The organism is Streptomyces sp. NPDC008163 (assembly GCF_042956885.1).
In the GTDB taxonomy this organism is placed as follows: Bacteria; Actinomycetota; Actinomycetes; order Streptomycetales; family Streptomycetaceae; genus Streptomyces; species Streptomyces drozdowiczii_A.
In genome coordinates, this window is the sequence record NZ_JBIBHG010000015.1 from 100,310 (window position 1) to 124,017 (window position 23,708).

General features: G+C 70.5%; 18 protein-coding genes and 1 pseudogene. 5 read left to right on the plus strand and 14 right to left on the minus strand.

The features are described 5' to 3' along the window. Positions 1–235: 235 nt before the first annotated feature. The 4 genes from ACFZAT_RS28940 to ACFZAT_RS28955 form a co-directional block, all read right to left on the minus strand. The gene (locus ACFZAT_RS28940) at positions 236–1,105 is read right to left on the minus strand and encodes an FCD domain-containing protein (protein WP_391268481.1); all 870 of its coding nucleotides are present in this window, start codon (positions 1,103–1,105) and stop codon (positions 236–238) included. 181 nt (positions 1,106–1,286) lie between these two features. After that, positions 1,287–3,146, minus strand: coding sequence for an ATP-binding cassette domain-containing protein (locus tag ACFZAT_RS28945; protein WP_391268482.1), 1,860 nt, complete (start codon positions 3,144–3,146; stop codon positions 1,287–1,289). Positions 3,147–3,494: 348 nt separating this feature from the next. Further along, positions 3,495–4,259 (minus strand): NUDIX domain-containing protein, encoded by a 765-nt coding sequence (locus ACFZAT_RS28950; RefSeq protein ID WP_391268483.1) that lies wholly within the window; start codon positions 4,257–4,259, stop codon positions 3,495–3,497. Positions 4,260–4,432: 173 nt separating this feature from the next. Further along, entirely contained in the window at positions 4,433–5,737 is a 1,305-nt protein-coding gene (locus tag ACFZAT_RS28955; protein ID WP_391268484.1) for a DUF4192 family protein, read from the minus strand. Positions 5,738–5,847: 110 nt separating this feature from the next. On the opposite strand from ACFZAT_RS28955, the gene ACFZAT_RS28960 reads away from it, so the two are divergent. After that, positions 5,848–8,019, plus strand: coding sequence for a RecQ family ATP-dependent DNA helicase (locus ACFZAT_RS28960; protein WP_391268485.1), 2,172 nt, complete (start codon positions 5,848–5,850; stop codon positions 8,017–8,019). 227 nt (positions 8,020–8,246) lie between these two features. After that, the gene (locus ACFZAT_RS28965) at positions 8,247–8,876 is read left to right on the plus strand and encodes a hypothetical protein (RefSeq protein WP_391268486.1); all 630 of its coding nucleotides are present in this window, start codon (positions 8,247–8,249) and stop codon (positions 8,874–8,876) included. Positions 8,877–8,936: 60 nt separating this feature from the next. Here ACFZAT_RS28965 and ACFZAT_RS28970 read toward each other — a convergent pair whose 3' ends face one another. The 3 genes from ACFZAT_RS28970 to ACFZAT_RS28980 form a co-directional block, all read right to left on the minus strand. After that, positions 8,937–9,554, minus strand: coding sequence for a hypothetical protein (locus tag ACFZAT_RS28970; protein WP_391268487.1), 618 nt, complete (start codon positions 9,552–9,554; stop codon positions 8,937–8,939). Positions 9,555–9,614: 60 nt separating this feature from the next. Next, positions 9,615–10,325, minus strand: a complete 711-nt coding sequence (locus tag ACFZAT_RS28975) for a ribonuclease HII (protein WP_391268488.1) — start codon at positions 10,323–10,325, stop codon at positions 9,615–9,617. A 117-nt stretch (positions 10,326–10,442) separates the two neighbouring features. Further along, a complete protein-coding gene (locus ACFZAT_RS28980; RefSeq protein ID WP_391268489.1) occupies positions 10,443–10,805 on the minus strand; it encodes a TetR/AcrR family transcriptional regulator C-terminal ligand-binding domain-containing protein in 363 nt (120 codons plus the stop codon). Here ACFZAT_RS28980 and ACFZAT_RS28985 point away from each other — a divergent pair. After that, positions 10,780–11,214 (plus strand): annotated as a pseudogene (locus ACFZAT_RS28985) (MFS transporter); the annotation flags it as partial. The gene ACFZAT_RS28980 and the pseudogene ACFZAT_RS28985 sit on opposite strands and share 26 nt — an antisense overlap. A 126-nt stretch (positions 11,215–11,340) precedes the next feature. On the opposite strand, the gene ACFZAT_RS28990 reads toward ACFZAT_RS28985, so the two are convergent. From ACFZAT_RS28990 to ACFZAT_RS29005, 4 genes are all read right to left on the minus strand, one after another. Beyond that, the gene (locus tag ACFZAT_RS28990; RefSeq protein WP_391268543.1) at positions 11,341–12,837 is read right to left on the minus strand and encodes a DUF4153 domain-containing protein; all 1,497 of its coding nucleotides are present in this window, start codon (positions 12,835–12,837) and stop codon (positions 11,341–11,343) included. Between the two features lie 756 nt (positions 12,838–13,593). Then, complete coding sequence (locus tag ACFZAT_RS28995; protein WP_391268490.1) at positions 13,594–14,496, minus strand: ADP-ribosylglycohydrolase family protein; 903 nt, start codon at positions 14,494–14,496, stop codon at positions 13,594–13,596. A 10-nt stretch (positions 14,497–14,506) separates the two neighbouring features. Further along, positions 14,507–15,166: a histidine phosphatase family protein gene (locus ACFZAT_RS29000; protein WP_391268491.1), complete on the minus strand. Its 660-nt coding sequence runs from the start codon at positions 15,164–15,166 to the stop codon at positions 14,507–14,509. Between the two features lie 89 nt (positions 15,167–15,255). Continuing rightward, positions 15,256–15,861 (minus strand): DUF4937 domain-containing protein, encoded by a 606-nt coding sequence (locus ACFZAT_RS29005; RefSeq protein ID WP_391268492.1) that lies wholly within the window; start codon positions 15,859–15,861, stop codon positions 15,256–15,258. 191 nt (positions 15,862–16,052) lie between these two features. On the opposite strand from ACFZAT_RS29005, the gene ACFZAT_RS29010 reads away from it, so the two are divergent. Next, on the plus strand, positions 16,053–16,589 hold the full coding sequence (locus ACFZAT_RS29010) for a TerD family protein (RefSeq protein ID WP_391268493.1): 537 nt from the start codon (positions 16,053–16,055) through the stop codon (positions 16,587–16,589). Positions 16,590–16,731: 142 nt separating this feature from the next. Here the strand turns inward: ACFZAT_RS29010 and ACFZAT_RS29015 are convergent, their stop codons facing one another. Further along, the gene (locus tag ACFZAT_RS29015; protein WP_391268494.1) at positions 16,732–19,635 is read right to left on the minus strand and encodes a vitamin B12-dependent ribonucleotide reductase; all 2,904 of its coding nucleotides are present in this window, start codon (positions 19,633–19,635) and stop codon (positions 16,732–16,734) included. Between the two features lie 164 nt (positions 19,636–19,799). Beyond that, positions 19,800–20,312 carry a transcriptional regulator NrdR gene (gene nrdR, locus ACFZAT_RS29020; RefSeq protein ID WP_328902755.1) on the minus strand — a complete coding sequence of 171 codons (513 nt, stop codon included), beginning with the start codon at positions 20,310–20,312 and terminating at the stop codon, positions 19,800–19,802. A 516-nt stretch (positions 20,313–20,828) separates the two neighbouring features. Between nrdR and lexA the strand changes: the two genes are divergently transcribed. Beyond that, positions 20,829–21,623, plus strand: a complete 795-nt coding sequence (gene lexA, locus ACFZAT_RS29025; protein ID WP_026171816.1) for a transcriptional repressor LexA — start codon at positions 20,829–20,831, stop codon at positions 21,621–21,623. 99 nt (positions 21,624–21,722) lie between these two features. Here lexA and ACFZAT_RS29030 read toward each other — a convergent pair whose 3' ends face one another. Further along, positions 21,723–23,693: a helicase C-terminal domain-containing protein gene (locus ACFZAT_RS29030; protein ID WP_391268495.1), complete on the minus strand. Its 1,971-nt coding sequence runs from the start codon at positions 23,691–23,693 to the stop codon at positions 21,723–21,725. Positions 23,694–23,708 lie beyond the last annotated feature (15 nt).

A 23,708-nucleotide genomic window follows, 5' to 3' on the forward strand; every position in this document is an offset into this window, starting at 1 on the left:
GACGGCGCGGGCTTGGCCTCAGAACTGCACAGCGCCTTGGGCGGCTGCTGTATTCCTTCTGCGACGGTCACCTCTTAAGTCATCGCGCTGTTTCAAGGAGTGTTACGGCCGTTCCGCGTGGCCCGAGTCACACCCCATTTGCGATGAACACGACCAAGGCGACATCTCTCCGCCCCGTGCCGCCGGACCTCAGGGTCCGGCGGCACGGGGGGCGTATACCCTGCCCGCGCCCCAGTCAGTGCTGCTCGCGCGGCGCCGGCACCACGCGTTCCGTCTCGTGGTGCCCGACCAGCAACTGGCGCATGGCCGACTCGGCACCCGCCGAGTCACCGGACGCGAGGGCATCCACGATGCGCGCGTGCAGGGCTAGCGATGCCTCGCTGGGCCGATCGCACGCGGTGGCCGGCCCGCCGGACACCTGCAGAGCCGCGGAGACGATCCCCGAAAGGTGCTCCAGCATGCGGTTGCCCGCGGCCTGGATCAGCAGGGCGTGGAATTCGGCGTCGGCACGGGCGCACGTGATCATGTCGCCCTGCCCGAGCGCGTGCCCCATGATCTCGACCATGTCGACCAGGCGCTGCTGAAGATCCTCACGCCCATGCCCTGCGGCAAGGCGGGCGGCAAGCGGCTCGATCGTCCACCTGAGATCACCCAGCTCACGGCGCTGGTCATCACGCTGCGGGCCGAAGGCGCGCCATTCGATGATGTCGGGATCGAGCAGATTCCAGTCACTGACCGGCCGCACCCGGGTACCGACATTGGGGCGGGCACTGACCAGGCCCTTCGCCTCCAGCACGCGCAGCGATTCCCGCACTACGGTCCTGGAAACCTCGAAACGCTGGCCGATCTCTTCGGGCACCAGGGGGCGGTCCGCACCGAGGTCACCGGAGACGATCATCTGCCCCAACTGCTGGACGAGTTGGCCATGGAGCCCGCGGCCACGGCTGGCCGAGCCCCGTCGGCCCACCCGGCCGAGTTCGGCCTCGGCACCGTCCCAGGAGCGCGCGGCGGCGCGCTCGCCGGCCGGCGACTCCGCGTACGAGTAACGGTCGAGTTCACCCGGGCCGGCGAGGCCGGAATCGGCGGAGCGGGCGGTGGTCATCATGGTGTGCGCAAGGGTACTCACGCATCCTTTGTCGGCGGGTCCCCTCCACCCCTTGAGGTCTTTGCTGAAAAGCACACGAAAGGGTGATCGGCACCCGCCCCTCAATTGACGCCTTACTGGTATAAACAGGACGTTTCGCTGCAGGGGTTACGGAAGCATCGTCTCCTGCCGTGCCGCTCGCTCACCAACGCACCCTCCCGCGAAGGCTGGTGAGCAGAAACGCACAGGTCAGGACCGACAGGGACAGTGTCAGAGCCGCGCCCACGGGATGTGCCACGATCCGTACGCCGGCCAGAATCCACCGGTCCGCCGCCCCCGGCCACTGGAGCCATGCCAGGTCCCGCAGCCGGCTCGGAAGCCCAGCCATCGAACGTGTGCTCGCCGCCTTCGGCATTCGCTCGACGAGCGGCACCATCAGCACGGGTACGGCGAGCACCGCGGCGAGGCCTGCGGACGTCACCCGGAAGATCCCGGCGGCCAGCAGCCCTGCCCAGGCGCAACCAATGGTCAGGGCGGACCAGCTCACCGCCAGCGACACCACGTTCGAGGGGACGTCGAGCAGGCTTCCGCCGTAGACGACGCGCAGGGTCGCGGCCGAACCGAGCACGACGAGCGACGCCAGCAGGAGAGCGACTCCTCCTGACACCACCAGTTTGGCGAGGAGCAACCCGAGTCTGCGGGGCACACGCCCCCGCCCGGCCGCGAGTGCCGGGTAGCGGAACTCGTCTCCGAAGGAGAGCGCCCCGAGAAGCCCGGCCCCGAGTGCGGCGGGCGGAAGCGGCAGCAGCGATGGCCAGGCGGCGATCACATGGACAAGCGGGGTGCGGGCGTCACGGGCGAGCAGTACGGAGAGACCCACGGAAGCGACCAGAACGGCGGCCAGGATCATGGTCGTCGTCCGTACACCGAACAAGCGGCGCAGTTCGTAGCGCACCGGCCGCAGCGGGCCGCGGGCCGGGCGCCGCCTGATCGGCGGCGGGCACTGGCCCCGCGCGGGGCGGGCAGAGGTGCCGGCGTTGCCACCGGCAGCTCTCCGCGATGACGCTGTGCGGACATCGGCTCCGGCCGGGCGGGGCGCGGCTCGCTCACCCTGGGCCGCGAGGACGGCACCGGCATCGGCCATGCCGGAGGCGCGACCGGCCGGGGCATCGGTCGCGCGTACGGGGAGCATGTCACCCACTTCGTCGGCGAGCTGGTGAACGGGCAGCCCGTGCCGGAATGCGGCGTCGCCCACTTCGGCGCAGCTGCTGCCGTACACGGAGAGCCGGTTACCGGCCGCCTCGGCGACGACCTCCACCGGGCGCCGGGCAGCACGCGCTTCCCGGCTGACGATCGCGGCGAGGCGGGCGGCCTGCGGGGAGCGGACCGCCACACGAGGTCGCAGCCGAGTACGGGAAAAGGCCGTCCCGTCCTGGTCGGCGACCACACGCCCACCGTCGAGGGTGACCACATGGCCCGCCGAGCGGGCGGCCTCCTTGGGGTCCCTGGTCGCGAAGAGCACGGTCCCGCCCCGCTCGGCGTGCGAACGCAGCATCCCGTGCAGCCAGTCGGCCTCCCTCGCCCCCAGCCCCTCCGCCGGATCGTCCAGAAGGAGCGTGTGCGGATCCCCGAGCAACGCGCAGGCGAGCGCGAGCCGACGATCCATGCCCAGGGAGAGCGTGGCGATGCGATGATCCCTCAGACCGGCAAGACCCACCACGTCGAGCAGTTCGTCGGCCCTGGAGACAGGTACGCCCGCAGCGGCGCAGAGCATGCGGAGCTGCCCTCGAACGGTGCGCGCGGGGTGACCGGGCACATCGCCCAGCACCACCCCCACCTCGCCGGCCGGGTTCGGAACGCGATGCAGCGGCCTGCCCCGGAAGTAGGTGACCCCGCGGCCAGGCTCCAGTTCGAGCATCAACCGAAGCGCCGCGGTCTTTCCGGAACCCGGCGCCCCCAGCAGTGCGGTGACGCACCCCGGCTCCGCGTCGAAGGTGAGGTCGTCCACGGCGAGGGTTTGTCCACGGGAAGGGGTGCTGGTGAGTCCGATGGCCTGGAGCATCGCTTCTCTCGCAGGAAATGGGACGGCGGAGGCGGAGCCGCCCGGCGGCGCGTGAGTACCGCAGCACGATAACCCGACATATTGGACTTTTTGCGCAAGGCGGGGTGCGCGGCGCCCCCGGGCCTCACCCCGGAAGGCCAGGCCCTAGGGGGCGTCTTGCCGATCATGGCCGGGTCCGCGACGCCTGGCACGGCACCTCGCGGCGTTGCCGAAACGCCCCAATAGCTCCTTCCCCAAGCTCTCAACTCCGTTCGAGCAGGGGAGACCCCAGCCGAGACGCTCCGGCGCCTTGCGATGCACCGCACCAGACGCCGCGGCCTGATCCGACCCTGATCGACAAGACACCCCCTAGACCTCGGGCCTCAGCATCGGGGGGTTGAGCACCGTCGCAGTGCCCGACCGGAAGAGTTGGGCCGGGCGGCCTCCCTGCCGGGTGGTCGTCCCTCCGGTGGGCACCAGGAAGCCCGGCGTACCCGTCACCTTGCGGTGGAAGTTCCTCGGATCCAGCACCACGCCCCACACCGCCTCGTACACCCGGCGCAGTTCGCCAACGGTGAAGGCGGGCGGACAGAAAGCAGTGGCCAGCGAGGAGTACTCGATCTTGGACCTGGCCCGCTCGACCCCGTCGGCGAGGATCTTGGCGTGGTCGAAGGCCAACGGCGCCTGATGCTCACCGTCCGGGGCGTAGCCGCCCTCGGGGCCGAGCACGTCCTCGACAGGCGCCCATCGCGCGCTGTTCGCGTCGCCGCCCGCCCTGGGAGCGGGCAGGTCGGGGGCCAGTGCGAGATGGGCGACGCTGACGACCCTCATCCTCGGATCCCGGGCGGGATCCCCGTACGTCGCCAGCTGTTCCAGATGGGCACCGTTGCCTACGGCCGGGGCGGCCGGATCCTGCGCGCACAGGCCGGTCTCCTCGACAAGCTCGCGCGCCGCTGCGGCGCCGAGATCCTCGTCGGCCCTGACGAAACCACCCGGCAGGGCCCACCTGCCCTGGAACGGGGTCTCACCTCGGCGTACCACCAGCGCACAGAGGGCGTGCCGACGCACCGTGAGCACCACCAGGTCGACGGTGACGGCGAAGGGCGGAAAAGTCGACGGGTCGTAGGGCGGCATGCCGCGATCATAGTCGTCTTCCTGACGATAAACACTCCCTTACGGTTACTCTTCAACGGCTTCCGGAGCCCGCTCGACGGCGTCCGGAAGACCGCGGGCAGGGCATCCCTGTGCCGATGCGAGGCGTCCGACCGGCCCCGCGTGCGGCGCCGGGGCCCGGCGCCGCACTGGTCTCAGCGGCCGGCCCCGGTCCCCCGGCGCCCTTGCACGCCGGGCCGAGCCGGGCGCCGCCTGTCCGCCGTGCCGGAACCGGGCCGAGTGGAGCCGGGACGCGTCTTGGAGCGCCCGGCCGGCCTCACCCGTGCGGGACGGGCCCCCGCGACCCGTTCCGCACGCCGGTGCTGCCGGGCCGCTCGCTCGCTGCGCTCGCCACGCAGGCAGCGCCGCAGTGTCTCCGGGTCGAGCCCTTGGTTGCACGCCTCGTGCAGCAGTTGCGCGAAGGTGTAATGCGGATCGAGGCGCAGGGCGAGCCCCAGCGCGACGCGCGCCGCCGGCTCGTCGCCGGTCGACCAGGAGACCCAGCCCGCCAGAGTGAGAGGGGCTGCGGCGTGTTCCTCGTAGGGGGCGACGCAACGGCGGGCCAGCGCTCGCCAGAGCCTCAAGGCAACGTACGCTTTCGGGCCTTCCATCCACTCCGCAGCCCTGTCGCGGGTCTCCCTGTCCTGAAGACCGAGAATCATCGACGCGGCCTCCTCGTCGCTGATCAGCCTGTCGTCGTTGATGTCCGTGAGGGATGGCGCCGTCGCAGGCGCCTTCCCGAGGCGGTCGATCAGACGGGCGGCGAGCTTCAGCATGTCGCCGCCGAGCTCCTGGCGGCGTTCCTGGTCGAGCAGCAGGGGCACCATCGCGCTGCTCATCGCGTCCAGGGCACGCAGCTGGGCGGCGCCCGATGTGCGAGTGAGAGGGGCGAGCCTCGCCTCCATCTCGCGCAGCGAACCCCGCACCTGAATGCCGGCATAGGTGGCTGCCGCCGCCATCACCGAGGTGCCGGGCATGGCCAGCAGGTTGCCTTCTGCCGGGCAGCAGCGGGCATCGGGGCAGACGTAGGACCAGAAGCGGTTGCCCGAGATGCACAGCACTTCGAGGACGGGCACGTCCAGCGCTCCGCATGCCGTACGCAGCTGCTGGGCGAACGGCCGCAAACGCTCCATGGTCTGATTGCCCGTCTCGCCGTCCACCGGGTCCTGGCAGAGGAAGACGACGATGGCGTCGGGCCGGGCGTCACGCCTCTCACTTCCCTTGATCAGGCACTCGGCGAGCTGGTCGGCGACCGTCGGCCACTCCAGCGGGGACTGCGGGATGCCGAGCCTGAGCCTGGCTCCGAACCGGCCTCGGCCACCGTGCAGGGCGACCATGACCACGCTGTCGCTCGGGTGGAAACCCATGAGATAGGGGAGAGCGTCGGCCAGCTCGGCCGGGCCTCGCAGGGTGATCTGCTGTTCCTCGGAGGGACCGATTGATTCGGGGTGCTTGTTCATGGCCAGACCGTCTCGCGGACCACTAAATTTTGCCACCCCCTGTGGATAACTTATCCACAGGGGGTAATCGGCTGTTCGCGGTTGTCGGATCCATCGGGTTGCATGGGGGCATGACCAACGCAGACCGCGCAGAGCTCAGGGCTTCGGCCGATTCCGTACTGGCCCGACTCGTCGGAGACGCCTCCGGCACCGCGCGGCTGCGCGAGGACCAGTGGCGGGCCATCGAGGCACTCGTCGCGGACAAGCGTCGAGCACTGGTCGTCCAGCGCACGGGCTGGGGGAAGTCCGCCGTGTACTTCGTCGCCACCTCACTTCTGCGCACCCGGGGCGCCGGGCCGACGGTCATCGTCTCGCCGCTGCTGGCACTGATGCGCAACCAGGTCGCGGCGGCAGCGCGCGCCGGCATCAGCGCGCGCACGATCAATTCGTCCAACACGGAGGAGTGGGACACCGTGCAGGCCGAGGTGGCCGCCGGTGAGGTCGACGTCCTGCTGGTCAGCCCCGAGCGCCTCAACAACCCGGACTTCCGCGACCACGTGCTTCCCCAGCTCGCCGCGACCACCGGGCTGCTCGTCGTGGACGAGGCGCACTGCATCTCCGACTGGGGCCACGACTTCCGGCCCGACTACCGTCGGCTGCGGACGATGCTCGCCGACCTTCCCGCCGGTGTCCCGGTGCTCGCCACCACCGCCACGGCGAACGCCCGGGTCACCGCCGACGTGGCGGAGCAGCTGGGTACCGGTGCCGGAGCGGACGCGCTCGTGCTGAGGGGCTCGCTGGACCGCCAGAGCCTGAGCCTCAGCGTGCTGCGACTGCCCAACGCAGCCCACCGCCTGGCATGGCTCGGGGACCATCTCAAGGAGCTTCCGGGCTCCGGAATCATCTACACGCTGACGGTCGCGGCCGCCGAGGAGATCACCGCGTATCTCCGCCAGTGCGGGCACACCGTCGCCTCCTACACCGGCCGCACCGAGAACGCGGAACGGCAGCAGGCGGAGGACGATCTGCTGGCCAACCGTCTCAAGGCGCTGGTGGCGACCTCCGCGCTCGGCATGGGCTTCGACAAGCCCGACCTCGGCTTCGTCGTCCACCTCGGGTCGCCGTCCTCCCCCATCGCCTACTACCAGCAGGTGGGCCGCGCCGGACGCGGTGTCGAACATGCCGAGGTACTGCTGCTGCCGGGCAAGGAGGACGAGGCGATCTGGCAGTACTTCGCATCGGTCGGCTTTCCGCCGGAGGAGCAGGTCAGGCGCACCCTCGACGCGCTGGACCAGGCCGGGCGGCCCCTCTCGCTGCCCGCCCTGGAGCCGCTGGTCGACCTGCGTCGCGCACGACTGGAAAGCATGCTCAAGGTCCTTGACGTCGACGGGGCGGTCAGGCGGGTGAAGGGCGGATGGACCACGACGGGAGCGCCCTGGATCTACGACGCCGAACGCTATGCGTGGGTGGCCCGCCAGCGCGCCGCCGAGCAGCAGGCCATGCGCGATTACGCCACGACGGACGGCTGCCGCATGGAGTTCCTGCGCCGCCAGCTCGACGACGAGGCGGCCACCGCGTGCGGGCGTTGCGACAACTGTGCCGGCGCCCGGTTCGGTGCGGGAGTCTCCGACGCCGCTCTGGACACTGCCAAGGGCGAGCTCCGCAGGGCCGGTGTGGAGGTGGAGCCCCGCAAGATGTGGCCGACCGCGCTCGCGTCGGTGGGCGTCGATCTCAAGGGCAGGATTCCGGCGACGGAGCTCTCCGGCACCGGCCGGGCGCTGGGACGGCTCACCGACATCGGGTGGGGCAACAGACTGCGCCCGCTTCTGGCGGCTCAGGCACCCGACGCCCCGGTGCCGAGTGACGTGGCCGATGCCGTGGTGACCGTGCTCGCCGACTGGGCGAAGGGTCCCGGGGGCTGGGCTCCGGGGGCCGTCGATCCCGTTCCGCGCCCGGTCGGTGTCGTCACCGTTACCTCGGACCGCAAACCCCAGCTCATCGAATCGCTCGGCAGGCACATCGCAGAAGTGGGACGGATGCCCCTGCTGGGGTGCGTCGCCCTGGCTCCGGACGCCGATGCCGTCCGGATGTCGCAGACCAACAGTGCGCAGCGGGTCCGTGCTCTGCACGAGAGGCTGGTCGTCGCGCCCGAACTCGCCGAGGCGGTGGCGGCTGTGGACGGACCCATACTGCTGGTGGACGATCTTTCGGACACCGGCTGGACACTCGCCGTGGCAGCGCGCCTGCTGCGTCGGGCCGGAGCAGACGCGGTGTTTCCGCTGGTCCTCGCTGTTCAGGCGTGACGGGAGGCGTCAGGTGGGGCCGGACTGGGCAGGGATAGCAGGGATATCCGTGTCATTCCGGCTGAATACCGTCAGCCTCGCCAATTGCTCGTTGCCGCCTGCCGATACGCCAGGAAGAATTGGACTCGCTCCCCGCACGGTTCATTCGCGGGCCCGAAAGGGCTGTGCCGCGGCGCGCCCTCACCCGACCCTGCCCGCATCGTGGGCGCGTATGCGAAGGGAGGACCGTGACCTTCGGATTCGCTCCGTCCGCAGCCACTTCGATGTCGGCAACCGCCGACTCCGCCAACCGCCTTGCCAGGATGCTCGAACCGGCCGAGTGGGCAGCGGCCGGAATACCCCTGCTGCGCAGCCCGCGTGAGGTGGTGAGCGGTCTGCACGCCAGGCACCGGCCGACGCCGGCCACCGCGGTGGTCGCCGTTCTGGACCACGAGGAGCGCCTGACGGCAAGCGCCTCATTCGCCCGCCGCTCGGTGACGGCCGACGGCTGGGAGTTCCGGAACTCCCTGCTGGCGCACCTGCGCAGAGTGATCCCGCACGATCTGCGGCGCCGTACGCCCGTCCGCACCGCCGTCCTCCTCTACTGCCGTGAAGGCGACGAGCGTTGGACGGAGGAGGACGGAGCGTGGATGTGGGGGCTGCGCGACGCCTGCACATTGCATGGGCTGCGGTGCGGCGCGTACATCACGCTGACACGGAGTGGCTGGCAGGTGCTGGGCGAGGGCAGGGGCGGCCGTCGGCCGAACTCCATGTCGCAGCCTTCGGCCCTCGCCGATACCGCCCTGGATTCCGAGCAGGTTCCGTCGCGGACCGGCGGCGGAGCGGCGCAGGCACTGCACCGTTCCGCCGCACGCTGACCGAGCACGCTTCGGCGGTCCGGCAGCCCTCGCGGACGGCCGGACCGCCGGCGCTGATGCTCAGACGCCGGCGCCGAGCGCGGCGTTGATCCGCTGCGGGTCGCCGCAGACGATCAGCAGCACGCCCGCGGACTCCCGTGCCTGGGTCAGCGCCCGCGCGGACGCGTCGTCGGCCGGGCCGTTGACGGCGACGATCACCACGGGCCGGGGCTTGACCTGGTCGACCGCCGCGGCCGCGGCGAAGAAGACGTCGTCACCCGCTTCGTGCTGGGCCCAGTAGGCGGCCTCACCGAAGGAGAGCTCGTGGGTCGCCCACGGGTGCTGGCCGCCCGTGGTCAGCACCAGGAGCTCGCCGGGGGCGCGACCGGAGTCGAGCAGCAGATCCACCGCCTCGTCGGCGGCGTCGAGCGCCCCTTCGGCCGAGGCGGGAATGACCTGGAGCTGCGGTGCGGAACGATTCTCCGACGGCGCCGCCTGGGGCCTGTCGGAGGTGGAGTGCCGGCGCTGCGCCGGGGGCGCAGGCCGCGGGCCGGGCACCGGACGACCGGGGCGCGGCGTGGCCGCTGAACGCGGACCGGGTACGGGACGAGGGGTCGACGCGGCGCGGCCGGTGGCCGGAGTGGCGCGGGGACCCTGGGCGCTCTCGTGAATCTGAGGCTCCTCGGGGATGAGAGGCATGGGTGGTTGTCTATCAAACGCCGATACCGCGGGCATCGGCGGGTGGGCACATATGCGCGATCAGAAGTCGAAGCCGAGCTGGCCCCCGCTTTCCAGTGCGGCCGCCTCTGCGGAGAAACGGACCTTCTTCAAGTGCTGCCACCGGGGCAGCGCGTCGAGGTAGGACCACGAGAGACGGTGGTGGGCGGTGGGCCCACGCTCCTCGAGTGCGGCCCTGTGCACGGGGGACGGATAGCCGGCGTTGGCCTCGAACGCGAAGTCCGCGTACTCACCGTTCCGCGCGGCGAGTTCAGCCATCATGGCGTCCCGGCGGACCTTCGCGATCACCGATGCCGCGGCCACCGCGATGGAGGACTGATCCCCCTTGATGACGGTACGGACCTGCCAGGGACTGCCCAGGTAGTCGTGTTTGCCGTCCAGGATCACCGCGTCGGGACGGACCGGCAGCGCCTCCAGGGCGCGTACGGCCGCGAGCCGGAGCGCGGCGGTCATGCCCAGCTCGTCGATCTCCTGGGGAGAGGCGTCACCGAGGCCGTACGCGGTGACCCAGCTCTCCAGCAGCGGAGCGAGCTCCGCACGCCGCTTGGGGCTGATCAGCTTGGAGTCGGTGAGTCCGGCGGGAGGCCTGCGGAGACCCGTGACCGCGGCGCACACCGTGACAGGTCCCGCCCACGCTCCGCGTCCGACCTCGTCGACACCGGCGACGATCTTGGCACCGGTGGTGGCGCGCAGTGAGCGCTCGACGGTGTGCGTGGGTGGTTCGTACGGCATGGCGTCTGTCAGCGTACGCCGAAGGGGACGCCAGGAACACCCCGGGGCGCCCCTCGCGAGCTCGCCCCGGCGGTCGCTCGCCGGACGGCGCGCGACCCACGGCTCCGGGCAGGGCTCTCAGTGAGAACCGGAGCGGAAGAACGGCACGGCGCCCTGATCGATGAGCGCCTCGATCTCCGCGTCGTCCCACTCGCTGCCGCACACCTTGGTGCGATACATCATCATCGCGAAAATGACGTCGAAGGCCGGCTCCGTCATGGCCCCTGGACGGACCTCGCCTCGCTCGACTCCTCGGCCCACCACTTCCCTGATGAGGTCGGTGGACGGCCGGATCACGCCATCGAGGATCACCGACTGGAAGCGCTCGGCCGTCCCGGCGTCGCCTTCGTGCTCGTGGAGATGCGGGCCAAGGAGCCGATCACACCCCTGCGGATATTCGCCGTTGAGCCCCATGCCGATGTTGGTATTCAGCTTCGGCATGGGGCTCAACTTCGTGACGCTCACGCTGACGGCGGTCTCCGGAGTCGCCCAGCACGAAGCCGGTGCGGCTTCGAGTCTGCTCAACGCGAGCCAGCAGGTGGGTGGTTCGCTGGGGCTGTCCATCCTGGTCACGGTCTTCGGAACCGCCAGTCGCAACGAGGCGGAGAAGCAGATACCCGCCTTCCTGGCACAGGCGTCACCTGACCAGAAGGCGCAGTTCGCCAAGAGCCACGAGCTGCCGGGCGGCTGGGGACACGCGGTGCTCGCCCAAGGGATATCCACCGCCTTCCTCGCCGCAGTGGCCATGGCCGCTCTCGCCCTGCTGACCGCGTTGCTGATCATCCGGGTACGCAAGAGCGACCTGGACGCCCTGAGTGGTAAGGCCGCCGCCGGAGGGCCGGCGGCCTGACCCGCGGGGATCTCGGCGCAGAGGGGAAGGCTCGCCGCGGACCGCTCTCCCCGTGAAGAACGGTCCGCGCGATCGACATGGGCGGAGCTACGAACGGCAGCCCGCAGGCGCCCGATGACAAGACGGTCAGTACGGGTCGTAGGGGTCGTACACGTCGTCCGTCCCACCGCCGCGCTCGTCGCCGTTGTCGCCCGTGCTCAGCCCTCGGCAGTCGAGTGCGCGGTAGCCGGGATCCCAGTCGCCGAGGATGTCGCGGGCTCGGACTTCGCCCCAGCTCGTCGCGTACCAGGGCTCGTCGGAGTTGCGAAGCGTGCGCTGGATGTCCTGCAGCGCACAGGAGCGCAGGGGCTCGGGAAGGGTGTCGAGAGCGGGTACGGCGTCGGCCGACAGACCCTTGAGGTATTCGATGTCGATCGAATGATCGTTGCGGTATCGCTGGACGTTCTGCTCGGCGATGAGCCCGTCGGGCGAGACGAGACCGAAGGCCAGTACGCCGACGGCCGCGCTGGCCGCGACGGCACGCGGCAGCAGGCGGGGGCCGAAGACGCCGGCCGCCATGATCAGTACGAGGACCACACCGAGCCAGAGTTCCACAGCCGCCACGGAGATCCGAAGCCTGGTCAGGCCGTACGCGTCGACGTAAAGGTCCATGCGCCGCAGGGCCGAGGCGACCACGACGAGGGTGAGGAAGCACAGCGTGCCGAGCACAGAGCGGACCAGGGTGCGGTCGCGGGCGCCGCCGCGCGGGGCCCAGCGAAGCGCGAGCGCGATGACGCCGAGCGTGAGCACCGTGGCCCAGAGCAGTTGCCAGAAGCCCTGGCGGGCGTACTCGGAGTAGCTGAGATCCGTCTCGGCCATCACCTTGTCGTATCCGCCGAGCAGCACCGTGAGCTGGATGGTGAGGAACGCCGCGAAGAGGAGGTTCAGGACGACCAGCGGGAGAGCCCACTCCAACCGCCCGCGCGCCTTGCCCGGCCTTACGGTCACCCCGTCCCATCGGACCGGGGCGGCGGCGGTGTAGGCAGCGGCGAGGGCGCCGATCAGACCGAGGAGGCCCAGGAGGATCCGCCAGGGACCGTCACCGACCGACACATCCGGGGTGAGGTTGCCCAGCAGGTCCGCGAAAGCGGCGTCGGCACTCGCGAAGAGCGCGCCGAACACGATCACGAGGACGATGGCCACGACTACGGACCGGAACACGACACCGAACCGGCCGCGGGACCCCGACATGCGCTCACGCACGCCCCGGACCCCCCAGCCCACCGATTCGAACACGGAGGTGAACACGCCGAGGGACCCCAGGAACACCCCGAGCCAGCTCCGACTGCCGTGCAGCGCCAGCGAACCGAGTGCCAGAGCGGACACCATCGCGAGGAAGGTGGGCCAGCCGGCATCCCGGAGCGCTGGAACGGCCAGGAGCGCCAGCCCGCCAATTGCCCACACGGCGGTCCAGGGGCGGAGCGTGCGGCCTGCCGCCCTGGCGGAGATGTACGCGCCGGCCGAGGCAGGCAGCGCCACGATGAGCAGATTCAGCCCGATGCCGTCGCCCAGCAGAGCCATGCTGAGCAGGGTCGTCGCGAGGGCGGCCCAGAGGGTACCGGTCTGGACGGGCCCGGGCTTCATCGCTCGGAGCCGCGTCGTGACCGAGGGCGGCGGCGGGCCCCAAGGGCTCGCCTGCCTCTGCCCACCGGGGCGCTGCGCCGCGTAGGCGGGGATCTTGGGGGGCTCGGGCATCGACGCCGTACCGCCTCCCATTTCCCGTTTGCCTACGGATCCGGGGGCGGCGGCCCCCACAGGTATCTGCTTGCCCCGCACCCCCGAGGCGTAGATCCCCGGCGCGCCCCGCCCGCTGCCGGCCTGCCCGGGAACCCCCTGCTTCGGCTGGGACCGGCCGCTCCCGGCCTGCCCAGGAGCCTCCTGCTTCGGCTCGGCCTGCGCGCTGCCTGCCTCCTCGGGAACGCTCCGGTCCGGCTCGGCCTGCCTGCTGCCGGCCTGCTCGGGAACTCCCCGCTTCGGCTGGGACCGGTCGCTCCCGGTCTCCTCGGGGGCGTTCTCGTCCGGCGTGGGCCGGGATGGCGTGGGCCGGGATGGCGTGGGCTCGTCCGGCGCGGGCTCGGGCCGGGGTGAATCTGGCGGTGTTTCGGACACGGGACCCCTCCCCACCGGGGTCCGCTCACGCGAGCCCTGGGCAGCGCGCGGCCCCCCGGCGTCTCATTCGGTGCGCACCCGTCGTCATGATCACCGAGGGCGGCGTGGCCGAAAGAGTAACCCCGTGTCACGGCCGCCAGCCGGGCGAGGGCGTGCTGTGGCAGGACCGTGACACTTGAAGGGACGCTTGAAGCGCCCTGCGCCCTGCGGCCTGCAGCCGCACCCGCCGGGTCAGTTAGCGGGGGACATCCAGTCCGGCAGCGACTCCGTCCGGGCCGTCCAGTGCGCGGGAGGGGCGCCTGCGGAGCTTGCCGCGAGCACTCCGCCGACGATGGCGCAGGTCGTGTCGACGTCGCCGCCGGCTTGGGCCGTCACCCAGAACGCCTCTTCGAAGTCGCCGAGGCTCCGCGCCGCCGACCACAGGGCGAAGGGGACGGTGTCGTGCGCACTGGTGCGGCGGCCGTTGCCGAGAACCGCCGCGACGGTGCCCGCGTCCTTGTAGTCGAGCATGTCCCGCGCCCGCCGCAGCCCGGCACCGACGGCGCTGCGCGGGACGAGCGCGACGACGCCGTCCAGCAGGTCCTCCGGGGCGGGCGGCCCGGCCGGTGAGGCGACGAGCGCCGCGGCCGCCGCGACAGCCATCGCGCCCACGACGGCCTCCCGGTGCTGGTGCGTCGTGTACGAGGAGATCTCCGCCTGATGCGTGGCCTGCTCCGGGTCGTCCGCGTACCAGGCGCCGAGCGGCGCGATGCGCATCGAGGAGCCATTGCCCCAGGAGCCCTGCCCGTTGAACAGGGAGGAGGCGAGTTCGCGCCAGTCGCCGCCCTCGCGGACCAGACGCAGCATGCGGTTCACGGCGGGGCCGTATCCCCGGTCGAAGTCGTGGTGGTGCGCGAAGGACCGGGCCAGGGCGTCCTGGTCGATGCGGTCGTGTTCTTGGAGTACGGCCACGACGGAGCAGGCCATCTCCGTGTCGTCGGTCCATTGCCAGGGCCCGGCCGGCAGGGCGCGGTCCTTCAGGAGCGGATAGTTGGCGGGCACGAAGAACTGGGAGCCCAGGGCGTCTCCCACGGACAGGCCGCGCAGGCTGGCCAGTGTGCGTTCAATGCGCTGGTCGGAAGCGGATTCGGTCATCGCTTCCACTCTATCCGCAGATGCCGTACGGCTCAGGGGTACGCCAGCGCGCGAAGGGCCGGTCGAGCGTGTACCGCCCGTCGCTGCCGAGCACCAGCGTCCGTGATTCCCCGTTTCCGGGGTTGGAGAGCGACTCGAATTCGGCCACGGTCCAGTGGAACCAGCGCATGCAGAAGAGCCGCATGGTCAGACCGTGGGTGACCAGCAGGACGTTCGGCGGGTGGTCGGGGGCCTCGAAGCTGCGGTGCAGGCTCTCCAGGAAAGCGCCGACCCGGTCGTACACGTCCGCCCCGGACTCGCCCTGCGCGAAGCGGTAGAAGAAGTGCCCGTAGGCGTCCCGGTAGGCCTTCTGCAGCCTGACGTCGTCGCGGTCCTGCCAGTTCCCCCAGTCCTGCTCGCGCAGCCGGGGCTCTTCGCGGACCCGCACCCGCCCGGCGTCCAGGCCGAGGGACGCGAACGTCTCGTGGGTGCGCCGGTAGGGAGAGACGTACACGCTGACCCGCTCCTCCCCGAACAGCCCGCGCAACCGCTCCCCCGCCTCGCGGGCCTGGCGCAGCCCGGTGGGGGTGAGCCTCAGGGCATGGTCGGGTTCGCGCTCGTACACGGTGTCGTCGGCGTTGCCCTCGGACTCACCGTGCCGGACAAGAACGATTCGTTGCGGTCGTGCCATACAACGACACTAGATCGAGTCGCCGCCATTCGAGCACCTGTCCGGAAATCGTCGGGGCATGTCGCCGCCCTACCCGCCACTCGGGGCCGTCACACCGTCCAGGACGGTTCGAGTTGCACCACGTCGCCCGCCAGCGCCGCCACGTCCTCCTCCGTACCCGCGCGCTGTGAGAGCCGGTCCACACTGTCCGGCCGGTACTTGCCGCGTTCCGCGCTGGACTGCCACATCGACAGGACCAGGAACTCGTGCCCGGGCGCCTCGCCGAAGACCCCCCGCAGCATCCCCGGCGATCCCGCCATCGCCGGATTCCACACCCGCTGCTGCATCAGTGCGAAGTGTTCGACCCGGTCCTCGTGGACCCGGCTGTGGGCCACCCTGAGCACGTCCGCGTCCGTGAAGCGGGGCTCGAAGCCCGTCTTCACGTCGAAGCGGTACTCGAAGAGCTTCACCTGGAGGTCCTGATATGTGCCGGACTGCGCCGCGGCCAGAGCGTCGTGGCCGCGCGCCATGAAGGAGTCGTAGAAGACCCGGTTCTCCCAGAAGGCGAAGACGTGCGCCACCTCCGGCCGGACGCGGCTCCAGCCGCCGCCCTGCCCCCTGAACCCCGGCTCACCCAGCAGCCCCGCCCACTTCCGCTGCCCCTGTTCGAATCCCCGACGGTCCGACACACTGCAGCGAATCCACTTGACCAGCACAGCGCCATCGTACGGCCGTCGGACGTGGCGTGGGTCACGCTCCCACGGAGTCCACCGGAACCGGCCGTCTCCCGCTCGATCCTGGCCCGTTTCAGCCGCTCGTCCCCAATCCGGTTGGTTCCGGGGCACGTTGCGGACATGATCGGGTGACGGAACCGGAGCGCCGTCCCCGCACGCAGGAAGGAAGCCCGATGAGCACCCCCAACAAGGATCTCGACAAGGTCGAAGTGCGGATCAAATGGGATCCCAGCGACCAGGGCGAGGCTCCCAACGACCTCGACATCATCGCGGCGACCTACCTCGCGGACGAGCCGTACGGCAGTCCGGCGTACCTCGTCCACTTCGACAGCCGGGCGCCCGACGGCACGATCATCCTCGACCGGGACAGCAGGACGGGTCAGGGGCTCGGCTACGACGAGGTGATGACACTGGAACTGGACCGGCTGTCCGACGCCTACGCCCGGGTCGTCGTCGGCGTCGCCATCCAGCAGCGCGACGGCCGCAGGACGTTCGGCGACATAGAGAACACCGGGGTCCAGGTCCGCGAGGGCTATGCGACGCTCGCGGAGGACGACTTCTCCGCCGTGGGCGGCGCCACCGCGGCCGTCGTGGCCGAATTCGTACGGGACGAATCCGGCGGCTGGCACTTCCACAGCACGATCCGGGGCTTCGACGGCGACCCCGAGGAGTTCGCCGCGGCGATGGGCGGCCGCGCGTTCGGCGCCTAGGGGGTGTCTTATCGATCAGGGGCGGACCTCGGCCATGATCGGCAAGACGCCCCCTAGGGGACAGGCCCTAGCCGCGTCACGGCACTACAGCAGTGCGGGCAGGTCCTCCGAGGAGGACCTGCCCGCACTCATCGTTCAACGATCAGCTGCAACCGCTGGTGGAGCCGCAGCCCTCGCAGATGTAGCAGGAGCCGGCGCGCTGCATCTTCGTACCGCAGGAGAAGCAGAGCGGGGCGTCCGCGCTGATGCCGAGCTGCATCTCGACCAGCTCGGCCGAGGTGTGCGCCGTCCTCGGCTCGGCCTTCGCGGTCTCCTGGACCGGGGCGACCGCCTTCAGCGTCTCCGTCCGCACCGGGGCGGTCTGGGCGAGGGTCTCGGCCTCCAGCTGCTCCTCCTCGAACGTCGGCTCGTAGGAACCGGTGTCGAGGTGGCGCTGCCGCTCCTCGGCGGAGTGGATACCGAGGGCCGAGCGGGTCTCGAAGGGCAGGAAGTCGAGCGCCAGGCGGCGGAAGATGTAGTCCACGATCGACTGCGCCATCCGCACGTCCGGGTCGTCCGTCATGCCGGCCGGCTCGAAGCGCATGTTGGTGAACTTCGAGACGTACGTCTCCAGCGGGACGCCGTACTGCAGGCCGACCGAGACCGCGATGGAGAAGGCGTCCATCATGCCCGCGAGGGTCGAACCCTGCTTGGACATCTTCAGGAAGACCTCGCCCAGGCCGTCGTCCGGGTAGGAGTTGGCCGTCATGTACCCCTCGGCGCCGCCCACCGTGAAGGAGGTGGTGATGCCGGGCCGGCCCTTGGGCAGACGCTTGCGGACCGGGCGGTACTCGACCACCTTCTCCACCGCGGTACGGATGGTGTCCTCGGCCTTGGCCGTGACGGCCTCCTTCTCCTTCTCCTTGGTCTTGGCGGAGAGGGGCTGGCCGACCTTGCAGTTGTCGCGGTAGATCGCGAGCGCCTTGACGCCCATCTTCCACGCCTCGAAATAGACCTCCTCGACGTCCTCGACGGTGGCCGACTCCGGCAGGTTCACCGTCTTGGAGAGCGCGCCGGAGATCCACGGCTGGATGGCCGCCATCATGCGCACGTGACCCATCGCGGAGATGGACCGCTCGCCCATCGCGCAGTCGAAGACCTCGTAGTGCTCGGTCTTCAGGCCGGGGGCGTCGATCACATTGCCGTGCTCGGCGATGTGGGCGACGATCGCCTCGATCTGCTCCTCCTGGTACCCCAGGCGGCGCAGGGCCTGCGGGACGGTGCCGTTGACGATCTGCATCGAGCCGCCGCCGACCAGCTTCTTGAACTTGACCAGGGCGAGGTCGGGCTCAAGACCGGTGGTGTCGCAGGACATGGCGAGACCGATGGTGCCGGTGGGCGCGATGACCGACGCCTGCGCGTTACGGAAACCGTTCTTCGCGCCGAGCCGGATCACGTCCTGCCACGCCTCGGTCGCGGCGGCCCAGATCGGGTTGTCCAGGTCGTCGGCGTGCACGGCCACGGCGTTGGCGTCGGCGTGCTGCTTCATGACGCGCTGGTGCGGCTCGGCGTTGCGGGCGTAGCCGTCGTACGGGCCGACGACTGCGGCCAGCTCGGCGGAGCGCTTGTACGAGGTGCCCGTCATCAGCGAGGTGATGGCGCCGGCGAGCGCGCGGCCGCCGTCGCTGTCGTACGCGTGGCCGGTCGCCATCAGCAGGGCGCCGAGGTTGGCGTAGCCGATGCCGAGCTGGCGGAAGGCGCGGGTGTTCTCGCCGATCTTCTCGGTCGGGAAGTCGGCGAAGCAGATGGAGATGTCCATCGCGGTGATGACCAGCTCGACGACCTTGGCGAAGCGCTCGGACTCGAAGGACTGGTTGCCCTTGCCGTCGTCCTTGAGGAACTTCATCAGGTTCAGCGAGGCGAGGTTGCACGAGGTGTTGTCCAGGTGCATGTACTCGCTGCACGGGTTCGAGCCGTTGATCCGGCCGGACTCGGGGCAGGTGTGCCAGTGGTTGATCGTGTCGTCGTACTGGATGCCCGGGTCGGCGCAGGCCCAGGCGGCCTCGGCCATCTTGCGGAAGAGGGACTTGGCCTCGACCTCTTCGATGACGTCGCCGGTCATCCGGGCACGCAGCCCGAACTTGCCGCCGGACTCGACTGCCTTCATGAACTCGTCGTTCACGCGGACCGAGTTGTTGGCGTTCTGGTACTGGACGGACGTGATGTCGTCGCCGCCCAGGTCCATGTCGAAGCCCGCGTCGCGCAGGGCGCGGATCTTCTCCTCCTCCTTCACCTTGGTCTCGATGAAGTTCTCGATGTCGGGGTGGTCGACGTCGAGGATCACCATCTTGGCCGCACGGCGGGTGGCGCCACCGGACTTGATCGTTCCGGCGGAGGCGTCGGCGCCCCGCATGAAGGAGACGGGTCCGGAGGCGTTGCCACCGGAGGAGAGGAGTTCCTTGGAGGAACGGATACGGGAGAGGTTCAGGCCGGCCCCGGAGCCGCCCTTGAAGATCATGCCCTCTTCCTTGTACCAGTCGAGGATCGACTCCATGGAGTCGTCGACGGCCAGGATGAAGCAGGCGGAGACCTGCTGCGGCTGGGGCGTACCGACGTTGAACCACACCGGGGAGTTGAAGCTGAAGATCTGGTGCAGGAGGGCGTACGCCAGCTCGTGCTCGAAGATCTCCGCGTCGGCGGGGGAGGCGAAGTACTGGTAGTCCTCGCCGGCCTTCCGGTACGTCTTGACGATCCGGTCGATCAGCTGCTTGAGACCGGTCTCGCGCTGCGGAGTGCCCACGGCGCCCCGGAAGTACTTACTGGTGACGATGTTGACCGCGTTCACCGACCAGAAGTCGGGGAACTCGACGCCACGCTGCTCGAAGTTGATCGAGCCGTCGCGCCAGTTGGTCATGACGACGTCACGGCGCTCCCAGGTCACCTCGTCGTACGGATGCACGCCGGGGGTGGTGTGGATGCGCTCGATACGCAGGCCCTGCTTGGACGCAGTCGACTTGGTCCCCTTGTTGCGGGCACCTCGTGCCGGGCCGCTCGCCGTCTCTGTCATGCCGCCTCCCATATGTGGGCAAAAACGCCCTGAAGTGCCGAGAACTTCCCCGGGCACAGTGTGTGTCTGATGCTTCGGCCGCCGCATTCGTCATACGTCGCCCGGAGCAAGGTCCAGGTGCCGGCCCGCGCGATCCCCGGATCGGCGCGGCCGGCGGCTGCCGCTCAGTCGGCGGCGACGGCGGGGGCGGGGACCTCAAGGGTCTCGCCGCTCCCGCATGATTCCGCGCGGGGCCGCCGCTCACGGAGTTCCGTGATGGCGGCCTCGAAGTCTTCGAGGCTGTCGAACGCCCGGTACACGGACGCGAAGCGCAGGTAGGCGACGAGGTCGAGTTCCTGCAGAGGGCCGAGAATCGCCAGGCCCACGTCGTGCGTGGTCAGCTCGGCGCTGCCGGTCGCGCGCACCGCCTCCTCGACCCGCTGGCCCAGCTTGGCGAGGGCGTCCTCGGTGACGGGCCGTCCCTGACACGCCTTGCGTACACCCGAGATGACCTTGGTGCGGCTGAAGGGCTCGGTGACCCCGCTGCGCTTGACCACCATGAGTGAACAAGTCTCCACCGTGGTGAAGCGGCGGGAACAGTCGGGGCACTGGCGGCGCCGGCGGATCGAGGTCCCGTCGTCGGTGGTGCGACTGTCGACGACCCGGCTGTCGGGGTGCCTGCAGAAGGGGCAGTGCATGGCTCCCAACCCTCCTTCACAGCACGACTGAATAGCCTCTTCAGGCCGGTTCAGGGCCTTCGAAGCGGTCTCAAGCATAGGCGATGACCGCACCCCCGATAGACGGGGGACCACTACATTCGGGGCGGTCGGAAGTATCCAACCACTAGATCTTGGGTCCGGCCGCGCATTCGGCCCTACGCGCGTGTCGCGCCGGAGGGCGGCCGGAAGGCAGCGTAAGGCCGACCAAGAGGGTACGGGAAGCACCCGGACGGCGGACGACCGGGCAGCCACCCCGGGAGGGCCCCACACAGAGTGCCGCGCTACGGTCCGGAGGCGGCCGCGGACATCGCCGGGGCGGGCGGCACCCCTCTCGGCGACACCCGCTCGTCGCGCACTGTAGGCGGCCTCATACACCCGGAGGTGGAACCCCGACAGTCTTTTATTCGTTTTTCACTCGAACGTGTGTTTGGCGCAACCTTTCGAAAGCTACTACCGTTGTGCAGCCAGGGAGACCATTCGAGAGGGGCCGCCGACGTGACCACCACCGCAGACAGTGCCATCATCACTGCCCAGGACCGCTCCCAGAGCCGACTCGAGCCGGTGCATGCCATGAATGACTCAGTCACGAACACGGAGGGCCCGGAGCCCGGGCGCCCAGCGCGCTCGCTCCCCGGACGACCTCCCGGAATCCGGGCGGACAGCTCGGGGCTCACGGACCGGCAGCGGCGGGTGATCGAGGTCATCCGGGACTCCGTGCAGCGGCGTGGCTATCCGCCGTCGATGCGGGAGATCGGTCAGGCGGTGGGCCTCTCCAGCACCTCCTCTGTCGCCCATCAGCTGATGGCGCTGGAGCGCAAGGGCTTCCTGCGCCGCGACCCGCACCGCCCCCGGGCGTACGAGGTGCGCGGCTCGGACCAGCCGAGCACGCAGCCGACGGACACCACGGGCAAGCCCGCCGCCTCGTACGTGCCGCTGGTGGGCCGGATCGCCGCCGGTGGGCCGATCCTCGCCGAGGAGTCCGTCGAGGACGTCTTCCCGCTCCCCCGGCAGCTGGTGGGGGATGGCGAGCTCTTCGTGCTGAAGGTCGTCGGTGACTCGATGATCGAGGCGGCGATCTGTGACGGCGACTGGGTCACCGTGCGCCGCCAGCCCGTCGCGGAGAACGGCGACATCGTGGCCGCCATGCTCGACGGCGAGGCCACGGTGAAGCGCTTCAAGCGCGAGGACGGCCACGTCTGGCTGCTCCCGCACAACGCCGCGTACCAGCCGATCCCCGGTGACGAGGCGACGATCCTCGGCAAGGTGGTCGCGGTGCTGCGCAGGGTCTGAGACCCGCACCTCACACTCTCTGGGAGAAGGGGCCCCGGTCCGGCTTCGCGTCGGCCCAGGGGCCCCTTTTCGTATACCTGTCCGTACGCCCCCGAGGGGCTACCGCCCGTCCGCCTTGGCCGCCGCGTCGATCGCGGCGAGCGAGCGGCGGGCCTGGTTACGGTCGGTGGTGTACCAGAAGTCGGGGAGCGAGGCCCGCAGATAGCTGCCGTAGCGCGCGTTGGCCAGGCGCGGGTCGAGCACCGCGACGACACCCTTGTCCCCCGTGGCCCGCACGAGACGGCCGGCGCCCTGCGCCATCAGCAGCGCGGCATGGGTGGCCGCCACCGCCATGAAGCCGTTGCCCCCGGCCTCCTCGACCGCCTTCTGGCGCGCGCTCATCAGCGGGTCGTCCGGCCGGGGGAACGGAATCCGGTCCATGACCACCAGCTGGCAGCTCGTCCCCGGCACGTCCACGCCCTGCCACAGCGACAGCGTGCCGAAGAGGCAGGTCTCCGGGTCGGCGGCGAAATTCTTGATCAGCTCGCCCAGGGTCTCCTCGCCCTGGAGCAGGATCGGCTTGTCCAGCCGTTCGCGCAGTTCCTCGGCCGCCGCCTTGGCCGCCCGCATGGAGGAGAACAGCCCCAGCGTGCGCCCGCCGGCCGCCTCGATGAGCTCGGACAGCTCGTCCAGCATGTCCGTGCGGGAGCCCTCGCGGCCGGGAGTCGCCAGATGCCGTGCGACGTAGAGGATGCCCTGCTTCGGGTAGTCGAACGGGGAGCCGACGTCCAGGCCCTTCCACTGCGGGACGTCCTCGCCGGCCGTCCCCTCCGGAGCGAGGCCCAGGGAGGCACCCACGCCGTTGAAGTCGCCGCCCAGCTTGAGCGTGGCGGAGGTGAGCACGACGGAGCGCTCGGCGAACAGCTTCTCGCGCAGCAGCCCGGAGACGGAGAGCGGGGCGACGCGCACCGAGGCGCCGAACCGGTCGTGGCGCTCGTACCAGACGACGTCGTACTCGGAGCCCTCCGTGATGCGCTCGGCGACGGCGTGGACGGACTCCACCGAGGCCAGCGCCTGTTTGCGGACCGCGTCCTCGTCCTGGACGGACTTGTCCCGCGTGGCGCCGATCGCCGAGATCACCGTGCGCGCGGCGTCCCGCAGGGCCATCAGCGCGTACCCCAGGTCTTCCGGCACCTCCTCCAGGCGGCCGGGGAGCGCCAGCTCCATGACCCGCTCGAAGCCCTCGGAAGCGGTCTGCAGCGCGTCGGCCGCCTTCTCGTTGACCAGCTTCGCGGCACGGCGCACCGCGCGGTTGACCTGGCCGGGGGTGAGCTCGCCGGTGGCCACGCCGGTGACCCGCGAGACCAGCTCGTGGGCCTCGTCCACGATCAGCACCTCGTGCTGCGGGAGCACCGGGGCGCCCTCGATGGCGTCGATCGCGAGGAGCGCGTGATTGGTGACCACCACATCGGCGAGCTTGGCGCGCTCCCTGGCCTGCTCGGCGAAGCACTCCGCCCCGTACGCGCACTTGCTCGCGCCCAGGCACTCCCGCGAGGAGACCGAGATCTGTGCCCAGGCCCGGTCCGAGACCCCGGGCGTGAGGTCGTCCCGGTCGCCGGTCTCCGTCTCGTCGGCCCAGTCGCGCATGCGCAGCAGGTCCTGCCCGAGCCTGCTGGACGGGGCGGCGGCCTCGAACTGGTCGAACAGGCCCTCCTCCTCGTCCTGCGGCACGCCCTCGTGGAGCCGGTGCAGGCAGAGGTAGTTCGACCGGCCCTTGAGCATGGCGAACTGGGGGCGGCGGCGCAGCAGCGGATGCAGCGCGGCGACCGTACGCGGCAGATCGCGTTCCACGAGCTGGCGCTGGAGGGCCAGCGTCGCCGTGGCCACGACGACGCGCTCGCCGTGCGCCAGGGCCGGCACCAGGTAGCCGAGCGACTTGCCCGTCCCCGTGCCGGCCTGGACGAGCAGGTGGGATTGGTCGTCTACGGCCTCGGCGACGGCGGCGGCCATGGCGGCCTGGCCGGGCCTCTCCGTACCGCCGACGGCGGTGACGGCGGCGTGCAGGAGCTCGGGGAGGGATGGCTTCGTCATAGCCGGGCCAGCCTA